Below are 15,267 nucleotides of genomic sequence, written 5' to 3' on the forward strand. Positions count from 1 at the left end.
TAGTCGTTATTCTACAGTGTTATTGGTGTTATTCACTCCAACCGTTTGAGTTTGAACAAGACTCCATTGAGTGACTAGAATATCTATCAAATTCTTCATTAAATAATTCTTCATATACTTGATATGCTGAAAATCCAAACCCTTCAGCTTCTAAGTCAAATTTTGCTTTAGAAGGATTCTTATCAATTGAGTTATAATAATCCTTACCCATTCCTAAAATAAAACACCTACAGTATAAAAATCCATCATCAGAACCATCTGTATAGGTATGTATTTCTTTCCTATCTATATGGTAAATTCTTTCTTCTAAAAAATGAATAAATTCAGTTAATTCTTCTTTGCCAAGTTTAGATAACCTTTTTATATAGTTTTCTGTTATATCTTCTTCTAATTTATAACTTAATTGTTCTAAGGACTCTTCATTATCTTTAGCCTCATCTCGTTGTTTTTTTATTTGCGGAGAGTCTTCCCAAGATTGCTCTATTATTTTCCAAAATTGTTCTTCTTTCATTTTCATTTTTTATGTTACACAACTCTAAATATTATGTGGAGTTGAATAAAAAACAAGCGATTAATTTTAGATTAAGCGCTACTAGATATGTTTTATTCTGTTTTAACTTTTCAGTTTTAAAGCCAAATTTATTTTGTATTTCCCTAGCGGCTAATCTAAAAGATTTAGCGGACTTCATTAACATTCACAAAATTTTCAGTTTAATACAAATGCCCTATGTTTTTTATACCCTGTTGGCAAACGTTATTTAGGGTATTCTTTAAAGTTCATATTTATTTTTTCAATGTTCTGAAACCAATTAAATAATTTTAAATCTTCAATTACTTCAGCTTCCTTTTCTTTTGGAAATGGTTCAACGTTTTCTATAAATCCAAATTTAAAATGAGTCAGTTTATTCGAAGTAGAAATTATAATTATTTTATTGGCTTTATATTTATCCCAAACGCAATAACCTTCGGCTGCTAATTGCATAGAAATCATTACGTGTTCGTGCTCCATTTTTTCTCCGTGTAGCACCATTGCTACTACTATATCGTTAATAACTCCATATCTTCTAGCAACATAATATCCATTTTCATTTTTGTAGCGATTATGAAATTCAAAAAAGGTCTTACCAAAAATTCGTCTTTCAAAGCGACTTAAAGACATAAGTTCAGTAGCAATTTTAATGTTATTTAGGTCATTTTTGTAAAGGACTTCTCTTTTGACAAATTCGTCAACAAAGTAACTAACTCTATCATCCTCTTTCTTTTTTTGAACCTCTTTTCGCTTTAGATATTCTTGCCATTTACCATCTAATTGAATACTTGCTCCATTATATTCGTCTGAATAAAAGTTTTCATTGAATTTTCTGTCATTAAAAAGGTAATCGGCTAATAAATCTAATTCGTTACCAGAAAATAAGATAAATCGTTTTTGGTCGTTCAATAATTCTGTATTGTAAAGAAAAAAGGATTTGTTGGTTTCTTTATCCCAATCGTTTTCTTCTCCGAGCATCATCACAAGTTCTGTTTCCTTGAAGGCAATCTCCCTTTCTTTAAGATACTCAATGAAATCAGGTATTGTATTCAATTCCGTAACTACTCCTAAAAAAGAACTCCAATTAAAGATATGAGCGAATTCATTGTTTTTTGTAATTAGTCCGCCAGGATGAAATAGGGGGACAGTATTTAAGTTTATTATAAGTCTATGAACACTATCATAATTTTCAGGCGAAAAGTCAAAAGCACCTGTTTCTGGATGATTAAAACTGATGGTCTTATTCTTATTAAGTAATTTCCTTTCAGCACCGTGAATTTGTGCGATTGCTTTTTTTAGAGTTGAGCGAAAGTATCTTTCATAATTACCATTGAAAGAATAATTTTTAATAGAGATAATTATTAAGTGATTTTGAAAGATGATTAGTAGATCGCAAATTTCTTTTTTATCACCTAGTTCATCTTTCGGATTAGGAAAGCACCAATATTTTAAATAAGTGTCAAATGCAATTCTATTGACAGCTTCTTCTCCTTCAATTCCAATTTCGTTACTGTCCATTCTCTAATGTTTGCCAACTAGTTAGTAAACGTAAATCATTGCGTTTATTCCCCCATATTGGTGTAATAAACGCACATTTCTATTTTAGCGCTTAATTTTCTTACAATATAAAAACATTTTTTGTTGTGCAATTACGGATATGTGTAATTGTATTAAAATAGTTTATAAATGGTAGTAATTGGGTGATAGTTTACATTTCACTGTTAAAAAAAATCTCCTTTTATACTAGTTTGTAGACGCTAATTGGCACCATACCAAACGGCATTTCTGGCAAATAAATGCACCCATTTATAAGCACCTACAACAATTGCTCTTGTTGGTTTTGGTAACGAACCTTTTACAAATATGGTTACCCAACCATTACCACTATAGAACAACACAGTGCAGAAATAGGAAAATTGATCACACAATTTTTTTTAGAACACCCAGACAAAAAACTACTACGCAGCACTTAAACAAAAAAATACTTAAAGCTAAACTTATAGTTAGGGAGTCTTCTTAAACCCATTTGTTTTTATATTTTTACTAAAAAATTAATACCATTATTTAGCTGTAAAATGAACAGAACAGAAATTGATTTAAACGAATGGGAACGCAAAGAACATTACAGTTTTTTTTCCACTTTTACAGAGCCTTTCTTTGGTATTACCATACAAATAGATTGCACTTCTGCGCTTGTAAAAACTAAAGAAAAAGGAGCTTCATTTTTTTTATACTATTTATACAGAGCAATAAAAGCCGCAAACCAAGTAAAAAATTTTAGATACAGAATTATAAATAATAAGGTCTATTTGTATGATGTTATAAATGCATCACCAACAATAGGAAGGGCTAATAATACATTTGGCTTTTCTTCTATGCCTTTTAATGAGGATGAAAGCATCTTTATTAAAAATGCAAAGGAAGAAATTGAAAGGGTACAAAATGGTACTACGCTATTTCCTGCTCCAAAAGATAATGATGATTTTGACGCAGTAATACATTGTTCTGCTTTACCGTGGTTAAATTTTACAAGTATGTCTCATGCAAGGAATTACAATCTACCAGATAGTTGCCCTAAAATATCTTTTGGAAAAGTAGTAACTATAGACAACAAAAAACAAATGTCTGTTTCTATACACTTACATCACGGACTTGCAGACGGTTATCACGTATCTATTTTTGCAGACAAGTTTCAGGAATTTATGAATTCTTAAATTAAATCTCTTAGTCTAGTTGCTGCTTGTTCTGCCGTAATATCTCTTTGTGGAGATCCAAACATCTCGTACCCAACCATAAATTTTTTAACCGTAGCACTACGTAATAATGGCGGGTAAAAACTCATATGCCAATGCCAATGACTATTATCTTCTCCGTTTGTTGGCGCTTGGTGTATACCACTAGAATAAGGAAAAGAAGTACTAAACAACTTGTCATACGCCTTAGTTATTGCAGAAATAGCGTCTGCAAAAGCTAAAGATTCTGTTACTGATATTTGACTAATATCATTGTATTGCTTTCTTGGAACTATCATAGCCTCAAAAGGCCAAATTGCCCAAAAAGGTGTTAGCACAACAAAATCATTATTACTATAAATAATTCTTTCATTTGCCTCTAATTCTTGCGCTAAATAATCTCCTAAAAGACTTCTCTTATTTATAGCGTAATACTCTTTCTGTTCTTTTTCCTTTTTTATAATCTCGTTAGGCAACGTAGACTGGCTCCATATTTGTCCGTGAGGATGTGGATTACTACAACCCATTACAGCTCCCTTGTTTTCAAAAATCTGAACGTAATTAATAGTATCATTACTACCCAACTCTGTATATTCTTTTTGCCAAGTACTAACTACTTTATTTATGTCTTTTACAGCCATATCTGCCAAACTTTTAGAATGGTCTGGGCTAAAGCAGATTACTTTGCAAATACCTTGTTCACTCTCTGCTTTAAACAAGCCATTATCTACAGAAAATGTTTTAGAGTCTGTTTGCAAAGCAGCAAAATCGTTAGTAAAAACAAAAACATCTTTATAATCTGGATTTATTTCTCCGTTAATTCTAGTGTTACCCGCACATAAATAACAATTAGGATCGTGTGCTGGCCTTACTTCATTAGAAACAGCTTCGTTTTGTCCTTGCCACGGTCTCTTTGCTCTATGCGGAGAAACCAATACCCACTCACCTGTTAGTATATTAAAACGTTTATGCGAAAAATCTTGTAAATCTGTATTCATTGTATAGTAGAATTCTGGTTGTGTTATTTTATTTTTTGTGTTCCGTCTGATAATTTTACGTTGTAAATAGAGCAATCTTTACCAAACTCTTTTTTAAATAGCGTAGATATTTCTTTTTTAAACGATTTAACTTCAGACTTTAAAATTAGATTAATGGTACAGCCTCCAAAGCCACCGCCCATCATCCTTGCTCCTAAAATATTTGGGTTGTTTTTTGTGTGGTCAACTAAAAAATCTAACTCTTTACAACTTACTTTAAATTGCGTGCTTAAACCGTTATGAGATTTGTACAATAATTCTCCTAGTTGCTTTATATCATCTGCCTTTATAGCTTTAGAAAACTCTTTAACACGTAAGTTTTCTTCAATTATATACAATGCTTTTTGGTAATCTTCATCTGTAATATCTGTCTTAATTATATCTAAATCTGATATTGTAGCATCTCTCAAAGCTTTTATGTTAAGCTTAGCCGATACTTTTTCACAAACCTCTCTTCTATCATTGTAAGCACTTTCAGATAGGTCATGCTTTACATTTGTGTTAATTAAAAGCAGCTTATAATCTCCAAAATTAATTTTATATAACTTAGATTTTATAGTTCTACAGTCTAACAATAATGCACTTTTTTTAACGCCAAACATACTAGCGTATTGGTCCATAATTCCGCATTTAACACCTGCATAATTATGTTCTGCTTGCTGAGATATTAAGATCATTTCTTTTCTAGAAATACCTAATTTAAACAACTTATTTAAACCAAAAACCACACTGTTTTCTAGTGCCGCAGAAGAAGACATACCTGCACCTCCTGGTATATTACCCGCAAAAACCAATTCAAAATTACCAAGGCTAATGCCTCGTTTTTTTATCTCTGCAACTACACCTAAAATATAATTACGCCAGCCACCGTTTTCTAGAGGAGCAACAGTATCTATACCAAATTGGTAGGTTTCTTCTTTATTTAAGGCATAAACAGTAGATACCTCTTTTTTAGATTTTTGAATAGCTAAAGCAATACCTTTATTTATTGCTGCAGGAAAAACAAAACCTTCATTATAATCTGTATGCTCCCCTATTAGATTAATTCTACCTGGAGAAAAAACCATAAGTGGCTTAGTTTTAAATCGTTCTTTAAAACTCTTTTTAACCTCTTTTATTAATTTCTTATTCATCTTATAATGAGTTTCTTACTATTAACCTATTAGGGTTCTCTATTTGTTTATTTTCATTAGCTACTATCATTTCTGCCAAACGCTCTCCCATTGTATAAAAGTTAGTAGATATTGCTGTTATACCACCTTCTACAACTTCTTTTAAGAGACTGTCGTTATAGCAAATAATACCTATATCCTTGCCTAGAACCAATTGCTGTTGTTGTATTTTTTTTATCAAAATAATTAAACTTCTATCATCTAAAATAAAATATAATTCCCCTTTTGCAGGTGTACGTTCTTGTATACTAGAAACTAGTTCTTGTGCAATAGCATTGTTTTTACAAAAGGCATTAAAGCCATCTAAAATACCTTGTGGTTGCTTCTCTTTTGAGAACAACAAAACCATTTTTTTATATTTTTTAATTGATGAAGAGCACTCTTGTAACCCTTCAAAAACATTCTTTTTAAAGTTCTGATAAATTGCAGGGTATTCTGCTAACTCCTCGTTGGTCTGATCCAATATATAAACTTTGTCTTTTGGTAGTTTTTCTACAACGTGCTTTATATTTTGTAAGTTGGCAGGCATAAGTACATAATACTTATAGTCACCAATATTATCATATATCAATTTTGAGAAAATAGCTGGGTTAAAATGATGAAAATAGATATCTACCTGCACATTATCTCCTAACTTTTCTAAAAAAGAATTATACAAATCTTCTTTAAATGAGTTTAGCTCATCAAACAATAAAAAAACCTTTTGTACTACATTAACATCTTCACTAATTAAGTAATAACCTTTACCTGCTATAGACTGTACAATACCACGTGTTTTTAACTCATTAAAGGCCATTAAAACGGTGTCTCTAGACAGCTTATGTTGATCTCTAATACTATTTATAGATGGTAACTTATCTCCTTTTTTTAATGCCCCAAGTTCTATAGCCTCTTCTACAGAAGCTATAATTTGTTTATACTTTGGCATACCAGAGTTGCCTTTTATAGAAACTATACCCATATGACAAATATAAAATAAAAACGCAAAAAAACAAACTAGTAGGTACTAGTATGGTTTTTAATTTTTTTTTCTTAATATAGCTACTTCAAATTAACACAACTAAATAATTAGATGATGAAAAATAAGATAATTGTAACTGGAGGCTGTGGTTATATAGGGTCTCATACAGTTATAGAACTGTTAGAAAGTAATTTTGAAGTTGTTATTTTTGATGATTTATCTAACTCTACAGAAAAAACAATAGATAGAATATCACAAATTACTGGAAAAACACCACAGTTTGTAAAGGTCGATTTAAAAAACGAAACGGAAACAGACAGGGTTTTTACAGCTCATAAAGATGCTTTAGCAGTTATACATTTTGCTGCTCATAAAGCAGTAGGAGAATCTGTAAAAGAGCCATTAAAATATTATCAAAATAATTTTTACTCGCTTATAAACTCTCTTAACTCGCAACTAAAAAATAACATTACTAATTTTATATTTTCATCTTCTGCAACTGTTTATGGTTTACCTAAAACCTTACCTATTACAGAGAAAAACAAAACCAAACGCCCTTTTTCTCCTTATGGAAACACAAAAAAGGTTTCCGAAGAAATTTTAGAAGACTTAACAAAATCTAATCCAGATTTTACTGCAATATCTTTAAGATATTTTAACCCTATTGGAGCACACGAGTCGGGTTTAATTGGTGAATTACCAACAGGAATACCTAATAACCTTATGCCATACGTAACACAAACAGCTGCCGGAATTAGAGAAAAACTAATGATATACGGTAATGACTACCCTACTAAAGATGGTACACCTATTAGAGATTACATTCATGTAGTAGACTTAGCAAAAGCGCACGTTTTATCTGTAAAAAGGTTAGTAAACAAAGAACAAGAGAAGTCTTTTGAATACTTTAATCTAGGTACTGGCATTGGTTACTCTGTACTAGATATTATAAAAACCTTTGAAAAGGTTACCAACTCTAAACTTAATTATGAAATTACAAGCAGAAGAGAAGGCGATGTTCCTAAATTATATGCTGCTACCAAATTAGCAACAAAAAAATTAGGTTGGACACCTAAAAGGGAATTAAATGAAATGATAAGCTCTTCTTGGAAATGGGAACAAAACGTAAGAAAAGAGCAAAAATAATGATACAAACAAGGCCAACATTATCACAAATGTCAAAAGCATTAGATTTGTCTATATCTACAGTATCTAAATCGCTATCAGACAGTCCAGAAATTAGTATAAGTACTAAAAACAAAGTACGAGAATTTGCTCGTAAATGCAACTACAGACCAAACAGTTTTGCTGCTAGTTTAAGAAGGGGTTACACCAAAAATATAGGATTAATAATACCTAGTGTCTTAAACCCTTTTTATGCAAAAGTATTAGTTGGAGTAGAAAAATATTTAGACGAAAACGGATACAAATTAATAACAAGTATTAGTAACGAGTCTGCAGAGAAAGAAGCAAAATATCTTAGTGTTTTAGGTAGTGGATATGTAGATGGTGTTATTATATGTGTATCTAAAGAAACTGAAATTACAAACAAGTACAAACATATAGATACGCTTATAGGTCAAGGTACACCACTTGTTTTGTTTGATAGAATTAGTGATTTAAAAAGATGCGATAGCGTTAGAATTGACGACTACAAAGCATCTTTTGAGGCTACAGAGTATTTAATAGTAAATAAAGATTGCAAAAAACCAATTATGGTATCCTTAATTAACCAACTGCAACACGGTAAATTAAGAGCCAAAGGATTTACAGATGCGTTAAAGAAATATAATATTTCTACAGAAAATAGCATTATAGATGCTACAACTATAGAAGAGTTAATTTCTAAAGTTAAGCCTGTATTACAAGAAAATAATATAGACGGTATTTTTGGCGCAAATGATTTAGCGTTAGCACAAACTATGGATATAGAAAGAAACTTAAATACAATAAAAATTGCATATACTGGCTTTTGTAATAATTCTAAAATAGCGTGGAATCCTGCACTTAGAATTATAAATCAGAATGCAAAAAAAATGGGAGAAGAAGCTGCTAAACTAGTAATACAGCGTATAAAAATCACCAACACTACAGAGTTTTACACTCGCACAATTAGAACCGAATTTGTTTAAAATTTTGCTATACTAAATCAATTTTAACAAGAGTACAGAAGAGATTAGTACTCTTGTTAAAATACCATTATTATATCATTTGTCCGCCAGACACCTCAATACGTTGCGCATTAATCCACTCTGCATCATCTGTACATAAAAAAGCCACTACACTACCTATATCACCAGGAACACCTACTCTACCTAAAGCTGTTTGCGAACCAATAAAATTATTTAAATCTTTATTATCTCTTACTACTCCGCCACCAAAATCTGTTTCTATAGCACCTGGAGCTACAGTATTTACTCTTATTTTTTTATCTCCTAGTTCTTTTGCCAAATATCTTGACAATACCTCTACAGCTCCCTTTGCAGCTGCATAAGCTGCATATCCAGGCAAAGAAAATCTGGTTAAACCCGTAGAGATATTTACCACACCTCCATTAGTATTTAAAAAAGGCAATGCTTTTTGTGTTATAAAAAACGGAGCTTTAAAATGAATGTTAACTAGATTATTAAATTGATCTTCTGTTGTGTTTTCGATAGTTTCATAGGTGCCAACACCTGCATTATTCACTAAAAAATCAAACTTTTCTACATTTAAAAACTCTAATAAATTCTTTTTAAGATTGATAAAAAACAAATCGAAATTAGCAATATCATCTACATTTAACTGTATTGCAAATGCCTTATTACCAATTTCCTCTATTTCTTTTACCACAGCTAATGCGCCATCTTTATTACTCTTATAAGTTACAATAACATCTAGCCCTTTTTTTGCTAAACTAATTGCCATATTTTTTCCTAAACCACGGCTACCTCCTGTTACTAATACTATTTTATTTTGTACCATATTATTTTATTTAAATTATAGTACAAATCTCTAAAACAGAAACTCTAGTCGTTTACAAAAAACAAAGAGATAGTTGTAAATTTCAAAGAACAATTTTAATTTCTAAACTTATTAGGCGAAAAAGAGGTTTGCTTTTTAAAAAAGTTTGAAAAATGAGAAACTTCATCAAAACCTAAAGAGAATGAAATTTCTGACACAGACCAATTTGTTTGTTTTAATAAATACTTTGCTTCTTGTGTTACTCTGGTTGTAATAAAATAGGTTGTTGTATTGCCTGTAGTTTCTTTTAGCGTTGTGTTTAAATGGTTAACATGCACTGCTAGTCTATTAGCATAATCTTTAGCTGATTTTAGTTTTAATTGCTGTTGCGTACTTTCTATAGGAAATTGTCTTTCTAACAACTCTAAAAATAAAGACGTTATTCTTTTTGAAGCTGTTTGCGTAGAATACAAAGCCGTATTTGGTTGTAACTTTTGTCCAAAATGAATAATTTCTAGAATATAATTTCTAATTAAATCGTACTTATAAGCGTAAGAAGAATCTATCTCTGTATGCATTTTAGAGAATAATACGGCTAATTCTTTATATTCATTTTTAGACAATTGAAAAACAGGATAACCACCTGAATTAAAAATTGGCAAATCGTCTAATACAACTCCACTTTTAGATTTTATTAAGAACTCATTTGTAAAAACACAAAATTTACCTTTTTGTTTACTGTCTAAAGATTCGTATTTATAAGGGACTTTAGGTGATCCAAAAAGCAGTGCATATTTATCAATATCAATAATTTTATCTGCATACTCCGCCCTATTTCTACCATTAATAAGACTAATTTTATAATACATTCGCCTATTATACGGCATTACATTATCCGTTTTTAATTGAGCCAACATTTCTGGTATATCAAAAATATTAAAGTGTCCAATATTTTTACCTATTGCTTCAGGTAGTTCTGTATTTATCTCTTTATAAAAATTTTCAATGGTGGTAGCTTTCATCCTATTTATTGTAAAATTCAAATATCAATCTAATAACATACATTCTATTTACAATTTCAAAATAATACCATCTACAAATAAAAAAATAGCAGCTTTTAACATTAATTTAAGCAATTAGCCCAATTTCTTCTCTAACTAGATTTTAATTTATAAATTGTACGAGCAAAAAACTATGCGCTTTTTATGAGAAAAGTATTGCTTATTGTCTTCTTATACCTATTCTCTAATACTATCTTTTCTCAAGATTTATCTAAAGAATATAATTTTGTAAGTATAAAAGAAGGCATCTCTAAGGTTGGTGTATCTACAATTGTGCAAGACCATCACGGGTTTATGTGGATGGGTACAAATGGTGTTGGTTTATACCGTTACGATGGTATAGACTATACCTACTACAAGCATATTTTAAACGATACCACCTCTATAAGTAGTAGTTTGGTTTATTGCTCTTATTTAGACAATAGCAATAGATTGTGGTTTGGTACAGAAGAGGGCTTAAATGTGTACGATAGAGATAAAGATCAGTTTAAAAAAATTCACCTTACTACCGAAGAAAAAGAAAATAGAACAAACATATCTATACGCAGTTTAGAGGGCGATAAAAACGGAAATCTATTTATTGGTACGTATGAGCAGGGATTGTTTAAGTTAAATTTAGAAACTTTAGAGGCTAAAAAAATACAAAATCAATACAAGTACATCCCTATTAGCATTTTTGCTTTAAAAATTGATAACAATAACAAAATTTACGCGGGTACAAGTATAGGTTTGCAGGAATTTGATTCTAACACAAATACCTTAAAACAATCTTTACTTAATACAGAAGATAACTCGTCTTCCCTTAAACAACCCATACAATCTTTAATGGTTGATAAAAAAAACAATATTTGGGTAGGTACAATTGGTGACGGACTTTATAAAATTGATGATCGACTAAATACCTATCATTTTTCAATTTCTGATAACAAGATTTTTTCTATAATTCAGTTACCGGACAATACCATTATGGTGGGTTCAGAGAACAGTGGACTTTTTCACTTAAACACTAATGGTAGTATTATAAAAAGATATCTTTCTAGTAAGACTGATGAAAAAAGTATTTTATACAACTCTATTTGGTCTTTATTTCTGGATAAGAACCAAAGAATCTGGATGGGTTATTACAATTCTGGTGTTGCTGTTTATGATAAGTTATATGATAAATTTAAAAACATAGAAAGCCTAAATAACACTCAAAATTCGCTTCAAATAGGTTCTGTAACCGGTATTTCTCAGGATAGTGAGGGTAAACTTTGGATTAGTATGGATGGCGGTGGTATAGATGTACTAGATCCTAAAACAAATAACTTTACCCATATAAACCTAAAAGAAAATAGTACTTACTCTGGACTAACCAGTGATTATATAGAAGCCATTTTTATAGATAGCAAAGAAAACATCTGGGCAACAAGTTGGGACAATGGTATATATATGCTAAAAAAAGGAGAAACTAAATTTACTCACTTTAACATAGAAAACACCAATGGTAATTTAAGTTCTAATACCGTTCTTAGTATTGATGAAGATTCTGAAGGTACCATTTGGATAGGCTCTTTTTATAGAGGTTTGCACTCTTACAATCCTAACACAGAAAAAATTACACACCATAACACAGAAATTTTTGTAAAGAATGATATTACAGTTAGTGATATCTGGAAAGTTTTAGTAGATCATGAAGATAATATTTGGCTTGGTACAACTTTAGGTTTATTTAGAGTTAAAAAAACAAATAATGGTAATTTTATTGTGACTCCAATGTCCGCTAGGATGTCTAAAGAATACAGAAACCAAGCAAGTGCTAGCCATATTTTAACCTTACATGAAGATAGTAAAGGAAATATGTGGATTGGTACAAAAGGTGCTGGTCTTTGTAAATACAACGTAGCAGAAGACACTTTTAAATGGTATAATAAATTTAATGGTTTAACAGAAGAAAATGTATCTGGAATTATAGAATGTACAGATGGTAACATTTGGGTTACAGGTAACGCAGGTATCTCTAAAATTATAGAAAAAGATAATAGTATTACTAATTACACAAGCAATGACGGTTTATTATCTAACGACTTTAATATAAATGCAACCTACAAAGACAGTGAAGGAAAACTGTACTTTGGTAATTATAAGGGCGTAGATTATTTTAACCCTAAAAACATACAAACCAACAAAACGCTAACTTCTATTTACTTAACAGATTTTAAACTGTTTAATAAAAAGGTGACTCCAACACAAGATAAATCACCCTTAAAAAAAGTTATATCAGAAACAGATAGCTTAACATTAAGTAGCAAACAATCTGTTTTTACTATAGAATATTCTGGTATTAACTACACCAGACCAGAGAAAAACGAGTATGCCTATTATTTAGAAGGATACGAGAAAAATTGGAACTATGTTGGTAATACTAGAAATGCAACTTACACAAATTTAGATCCTGGTAATTATGTTTTTAAACTAAAAGCGTCTAATAATGATGGGGTTTGGAATGAAAATCCGTTGGAATTAAAAATTACAATACTACCTCCCTGGTGGAAAAACATTTGGGCACTAATGGCCTATGTTGTCCTTTTTCTTTTAGGTGTGTACATTTTAAATAAAATGACACAAAGTAGAATAAAAGAGAAACAACTTATTAATAACGAAAGAGATAAAAGATTACAAGAAAAAGACTTAGACGAGAAAAAATTTCAGTTTTTCACAAATATATCTCATGAGTTTAGAACACCATTAACACTTATATTAAATCCGTTAGAAGATATTATTAACGATACTAATATTAGTCTACCTGAGCGTACCAAAGAAAAACTAAACATAATACATAAAAATACAGATAGACTTTACCGTTTAATAAACGAGCTTTTAGATTTTAGAAAACTAGAGCTAAACAAAATAAACATAAAAGTAAGAGAGCTTAACCTTGTTGCTTTTACCAAAGAAATTGCGAGTCACTTTAAAGAAGAAGCAAATTCTAAAAACATTAACTTATGGGTTAGCTCTACTATAGAAGATTTATCTATATGGGCAGATGAAAACAAATTAGAGAAAATAATATTTAATATTTTATCTAATGCAATGAAGGTTACTCCTAATGGTGGTGCCATAAAAATTAAGTTAGAACCAAAAAGTAAACTAGCAATACTGCCGCTTGTTAATACCACCAGGCCAGTTAGTGCTATTAAAATTACAATTTCTGATACCGGTCCCGGATTAAAAAAAGAACAAGTAAAACGTATTTTTGAGCGTTTTTATCAAGTAGACAACCTTAACAAAACTTATTATGATGGTACGGGTATTGGTTTAGAAGTTGTAAAAAGCTTTGTACAACTGCACAAAGGTAAAGTAGAGGTAAATAGCACTGTTGGCAAAGGAACAAAGTTTAAAATTATACTTCCTGCTGGTAAATCTCATTTCGCTGAAGATGAAATTCTACAAGATGCTATTAGTGTAAACGCAAAAAAAGAACGCTTTTCTACAGAAGAAACTAAGAATCAAACAGATACTGTAGACATAGAAAACAACTCTAACCTACATACATTATTAATAGTCGAAGACAATAGTGAACTAAGAAATTACCTAAAAAACGAGTTAAAGCATTTGTACAGAGTTTTAACTGCTGCAAATGGCTTAGAAGGCTTAAAAATTGCAAAAGAAGCCTTACCAGATGTTATAATTACAGACGTTATTATGCCAGAGATGAACGGTTATAAATTCTGTGAGAGCATTAAAAATGACCTAAAGACAAGTCATATTCCATTACTAATGCTTACTGCCAAAGCTAGAATAGACGACCGTATAGAGGGTATAGAAAAAGGCGCAGATGCCTATATGGTAAAACCTTTTGATATGCGACTTCTTAAATTAAGAGTCTCACAACTAATAACAAGTAGACAACTTATTTTTAATAAATATTTTAGTTTGATAAATGATGTGCCTAAAAACATAAACACAACTTCTTTAGATAAAGAGTTTATACAAAAAGTACTACTATATATTAATGAAAACATAGGAGATCCAGACTTAAATGTAGAATCATTAGCATCTGAATTAAACCTGAGCCGAAGTCAGTTTTACAGAAAAATAAAAGCCCTTACCAACCAAACAGCAAGTGAGTTCTTAAGAAATATACGTTTGCAAAAAGCAAAACAAATAATAGAAATGGGTAATACAAACATTAGTGAAGTATCTTATAAAGTAGGTTTTTCTTCTCCTTCTTACTTTACAAAGTGTTTTAAAAATTATTTTGATTTGCTACCCACAGATATCAAACAAACAGATTCGTAATTTTAAACAGTTTTAACGTTGATTTAAGCCTACTTAAGATTACTTTTTCATAACTAATACACGCCTAAACACAATACATAATTAAGCACCTTAATAAGGTAATTACAATCCTTTTTAATAGATTAATTCTAATACTTAAATACAGTGTAAGTTTACTATAAAGAGCTTCATCAATCTTACAAATAAAACTAAAATAACAGGAAGTACATACGTTATTTTAATGCATTTTTCATTTAAAAATCGGCTTCAATTAGATAATAATTAAGAGATTTTATACACCGTAACACTCAAGTTACAAAAATAACAATACTACAACTCCACTACAAACGCTCCTCTACTAAAAGGTATGTTGTATACAATGCTACAAATGTTGCAAATAGCTCGTATTACCACATATTGCTACAAATCTTGTAGTAAACGCTTTATATGTTTTAGCAACTAGTATGGTTCTGTATCTATATTTGAAATTATGAAGATTAACTATTCCAGATGGAGACGCCTCATAGAAATAGGCCTAATAGCAGCAATAATTGCACTCCTCGTTTTTATTA

General features: G+C 30.4%; 12 protein-coding genes. 4 read left to right on the top strand and 8 right to left on the bottom strand.

Features of this window, described 5'->3' with window-relative positions; translation table 11 throughout:
* Positions 1-28: 28 nt before the first annotated feature.
* The 3 genes from BT107_RS06425 to BT107_RS17505 form a co-directional block, all read right to left on the bottom strand.
* The gene (locus BT107_RS06425) at positions 29-517 is read right to left on the bottom strand and encodes a DUF4240 domain-containing protein (protein WP_084639167.1); all 489 of its coding nucleotides are present in this window, start codon (positions 515-517) and stop codon (positions 29-31) included.
* Positions 518-754: 237 nt separating this feature from the next.
* Positions 755-2,047, bottom strand: a complete 1,293-nt coding sequence (locus BT107_RS06430; RefSeq protein ID WP_072302978.1) for a hypothetical protein — start codon at positions 2,045-2,047, stop codon at positions 755-757.
* Positions 2,048-2,286: 239 nt separating this feature from the next.
* Positions 2,287-2,457 carry a hypothetical protein gene (locus BT107_RS17505; protein ID WP_170854710.1) on the bottom strand — a complete coding sequence of 57 codons (171 nt, stop codon included), beginning with the start codon at positions 2,455-2,457 and terminating at the stop codon, positions 2,287-2,289.
* A gap of 147 nt (positions 2,458-2,604) precedes the next feature.
* On the opposite strand from BT107_RS17505, the gene BT107_RS06435 reads away from it, so the two are divergent.
* On the top strand, positions 2,605-3,243 hold the full coding sequence (locus tag BT107_RS06435; RefSeq protein ID WP_072302979.1) for a chloramphenicol acetyltransferase: 639 nt from the start codon (positions 2,605-2,607) through the stop codon (positions 3,241-3,243).
* On the opposite strand, the gene BT107_RS06440 is transcribed toward BT107_RS06435, so the two are convergent.
* From BT107_RS06440 to BT107_RS06450, 3 genes are read right to left on the bottom strand one after another with little or no spacing between them, the layout of a single operon-like run.
* Positions 3,240-4,259: a UDP-glucose--hexose-1-phosphate uridylyltransferase gene (locus BT107_RS06440; RefSeq protein ID WP_072303771.1), complete on the bottom strand. Its 1,020-nt coding sequence runs from the start codon at positions 4,257-4,259 to the stop codon at positions 3,240-3,242. The two genes, BT107_RS06435 and BT107_RS06440, sit on opposite strands and share 4 nt — an antisense overlap.
* Positions 4,260-4,282: 23 nt before the next feature.
* Complete coding sequence (gene galK / locus BT107_RS06445) at positions 4,283-5,431, bottom strand: galactokinase (RefSeq protein WP_072302980.1); 1,149 nt, start codon at positions 5,429-5,431, stop codon at positions 4,283-4,285.
* Position 5,432: 1 nt separating this feature from the next.
* Entirely contained in the window at positions 5,433-6,431 is a 999-nt protein-coding gene (locus BT107_RS06450; RefSeq protein ID WP_072302981.1) for a GntR family transcriptional regulator, read from the bottom strand.
* 114 nt (positions 6,432-6,545) lie between these two features.
* Between BT107_RS06450 and galE the strand changes: the two genes are divergently transcribed.
* Both galE and BT107_RS06460 read left to right on the top strand, forming a co-directional pair.
* Positions 6,546-7,577 carry a UDP-glucose 4-epimerase GalE gene (gene galE / locus BT107_RS06455; RefSeq protein ID WP_072302982.1) on the top strand — a complete coding sequence of 344 codons (1,032 nt, stop codon included), beginning with the start codon at positions 6,546-6,548 and terminating at the stop codon, positions 7,575-7,577.
* Positions 7,577-8,563 carry a LacI family DNA-binding transcriptional regulator gene (locus BT107_RS06460; protein WP_170854711.1) on the top strand — a complete coding sequence of 329 codons (987 nt, stop codon included), beginning with the start codon at positions 7,577-7,579 and terminating at the stop codon, positions 8,561-8,563. The genes galE and BT107_RS06460 overlap by 1 nt, the downstream gene beginning before the upstream one ends.
* Before the next feature lie 70 nt (positions 8,564-8,633).
* Here the strand turns inward: BT107_RS06460 and BT107_RS06465 are convergent, their stop codons facing one another.
* Entirely contained in the window at positions 8,634-9,395 is a 762-nt protein-coding gene (locus BT107_RS06465) for an SDR family oxidoreductase (protein WP_072302983.1), read from the bottom strand.
* Between the two features lie 95 nt (positions 9,396-9,490).
* Positions 9,491-10,396, bottom strand: coding sequence for a helix-turn-helix domain-containing protein (locus BT107_RS06470; RefSeq protein WP_072302984.1), 906 nt, complete (start codon positions 10,394-10,396; stop codon positions 9,491-9,493).
* 183 nt (positions 10,397-10,579) lie between these two features.
* Between BT107_RS06470 and BT107_RS06475 the strand changes: the two genes are divergently transcribed.
* Complete coding sequence (locus BT107_RS06475) at positions 10,580-14,716, top strand: hybrid sensor histidine kinase/response regulator transcription factor (protein ID WP_072302985.1); 4,137 nt, start codon at positions 10,580-10,582, stop codon at positions 14,714-14,716.
* Positions 14,717-15,267: the final 551 nt, after the last annotated feature.

Origin of the sequence: Cellulophaga fucicola (assembly GCF_900119145.1) — a bacterium.
GTDB classification, from domain to species: domain Bacteria; phylum Bacteroidota; class Bacteroidia; order Flavobacteriales; family Flavobacteriaceae; genus Cellulophaga; species Cellulophaga fucicola.

What these genes read in the sequence shown, in the direction of transcription:
- BT107_RS06425 (WP_084639167.1), bottom strand. Translation starts at nt 517, where the DNA reads ATGAAAATGAAAGAAGAACAATTTTGGAAAATAATAGAGCAATCTTGG.
- BT107_RS06430 (WP_072302978.1), bottom strand. Translation starts at nt 2,047, where the DNA reads ATGGACAGTAACGAAATTGGAATTGAAGGAGAAGAAGCTGTCAATAGA.
- BT107_RS06435 (WP_072302979.1), top strand. Translation starts at nt 2,605, where the DNA reads ATGAACAGAACAGAAATTGATTTAAACGAATGGGAACGCAAAGAACAT.
- BT107_RS06440 (WP_072303771.1), bottom strand. Translation starts at nt 4,259, where the DNA reads ATGAATACAGATTTACAAGATTTTTCGCATAAACGTTTTAATATACTA.
- galK (WP_072302980.1), bottom strand. Translation starts at nt 5,431, where the DNA reads ATGAATAAGAAATTAATAAAAGAGGTTAAAAAGAGTTTTAAAGAACGA.
- BT107_RS06450 (WP_072302981.1), bottom strand. Translation starts at nt 6,431, where the DNA reads ATGGGTATAGTTTCTATAAAAGGCAACTCTGGTATGCCAAAGTATAAA.
- galE (WP_072302982.1), top strand. Translation starts at nt 6,546, where the DNA reads ATGAAAAATAAGATAATTGTAACTGGAGGCTGTGGTTATATAGGGTCT.
- BT107_RS06460 (WP_170854711.1), top strand. Translation starts at nt 7,577, where the DNA reads ATGATACAAACAAGGCCAACATTATCACAAATGTCAAAAGCATTAGAT.
- BT107_RS06465 (WP_072302983.1), bottom strand. Translation starts at nt 9,395, where the DNA reads ATGGTACAAAATAAAATAGTATTAGTAACAGGAGGTAGCCGTGGTTTA.
- BT107_RS06470 (WP_072302984.1), bottom strand. Translation starts at nt 10,396, where the DNA reads ATGAAAGCTACCACCATTGAAAATTTTTATAAAGAGATAAATACAGAA.
- BT107_RS06475 (WP_072302985.1), top strand. Translation starts at nt 10,580, where the DNA reads ATGAGAAAAGTATTGCTTATTGTCTTCTTATACCTATTCTCTAATACT.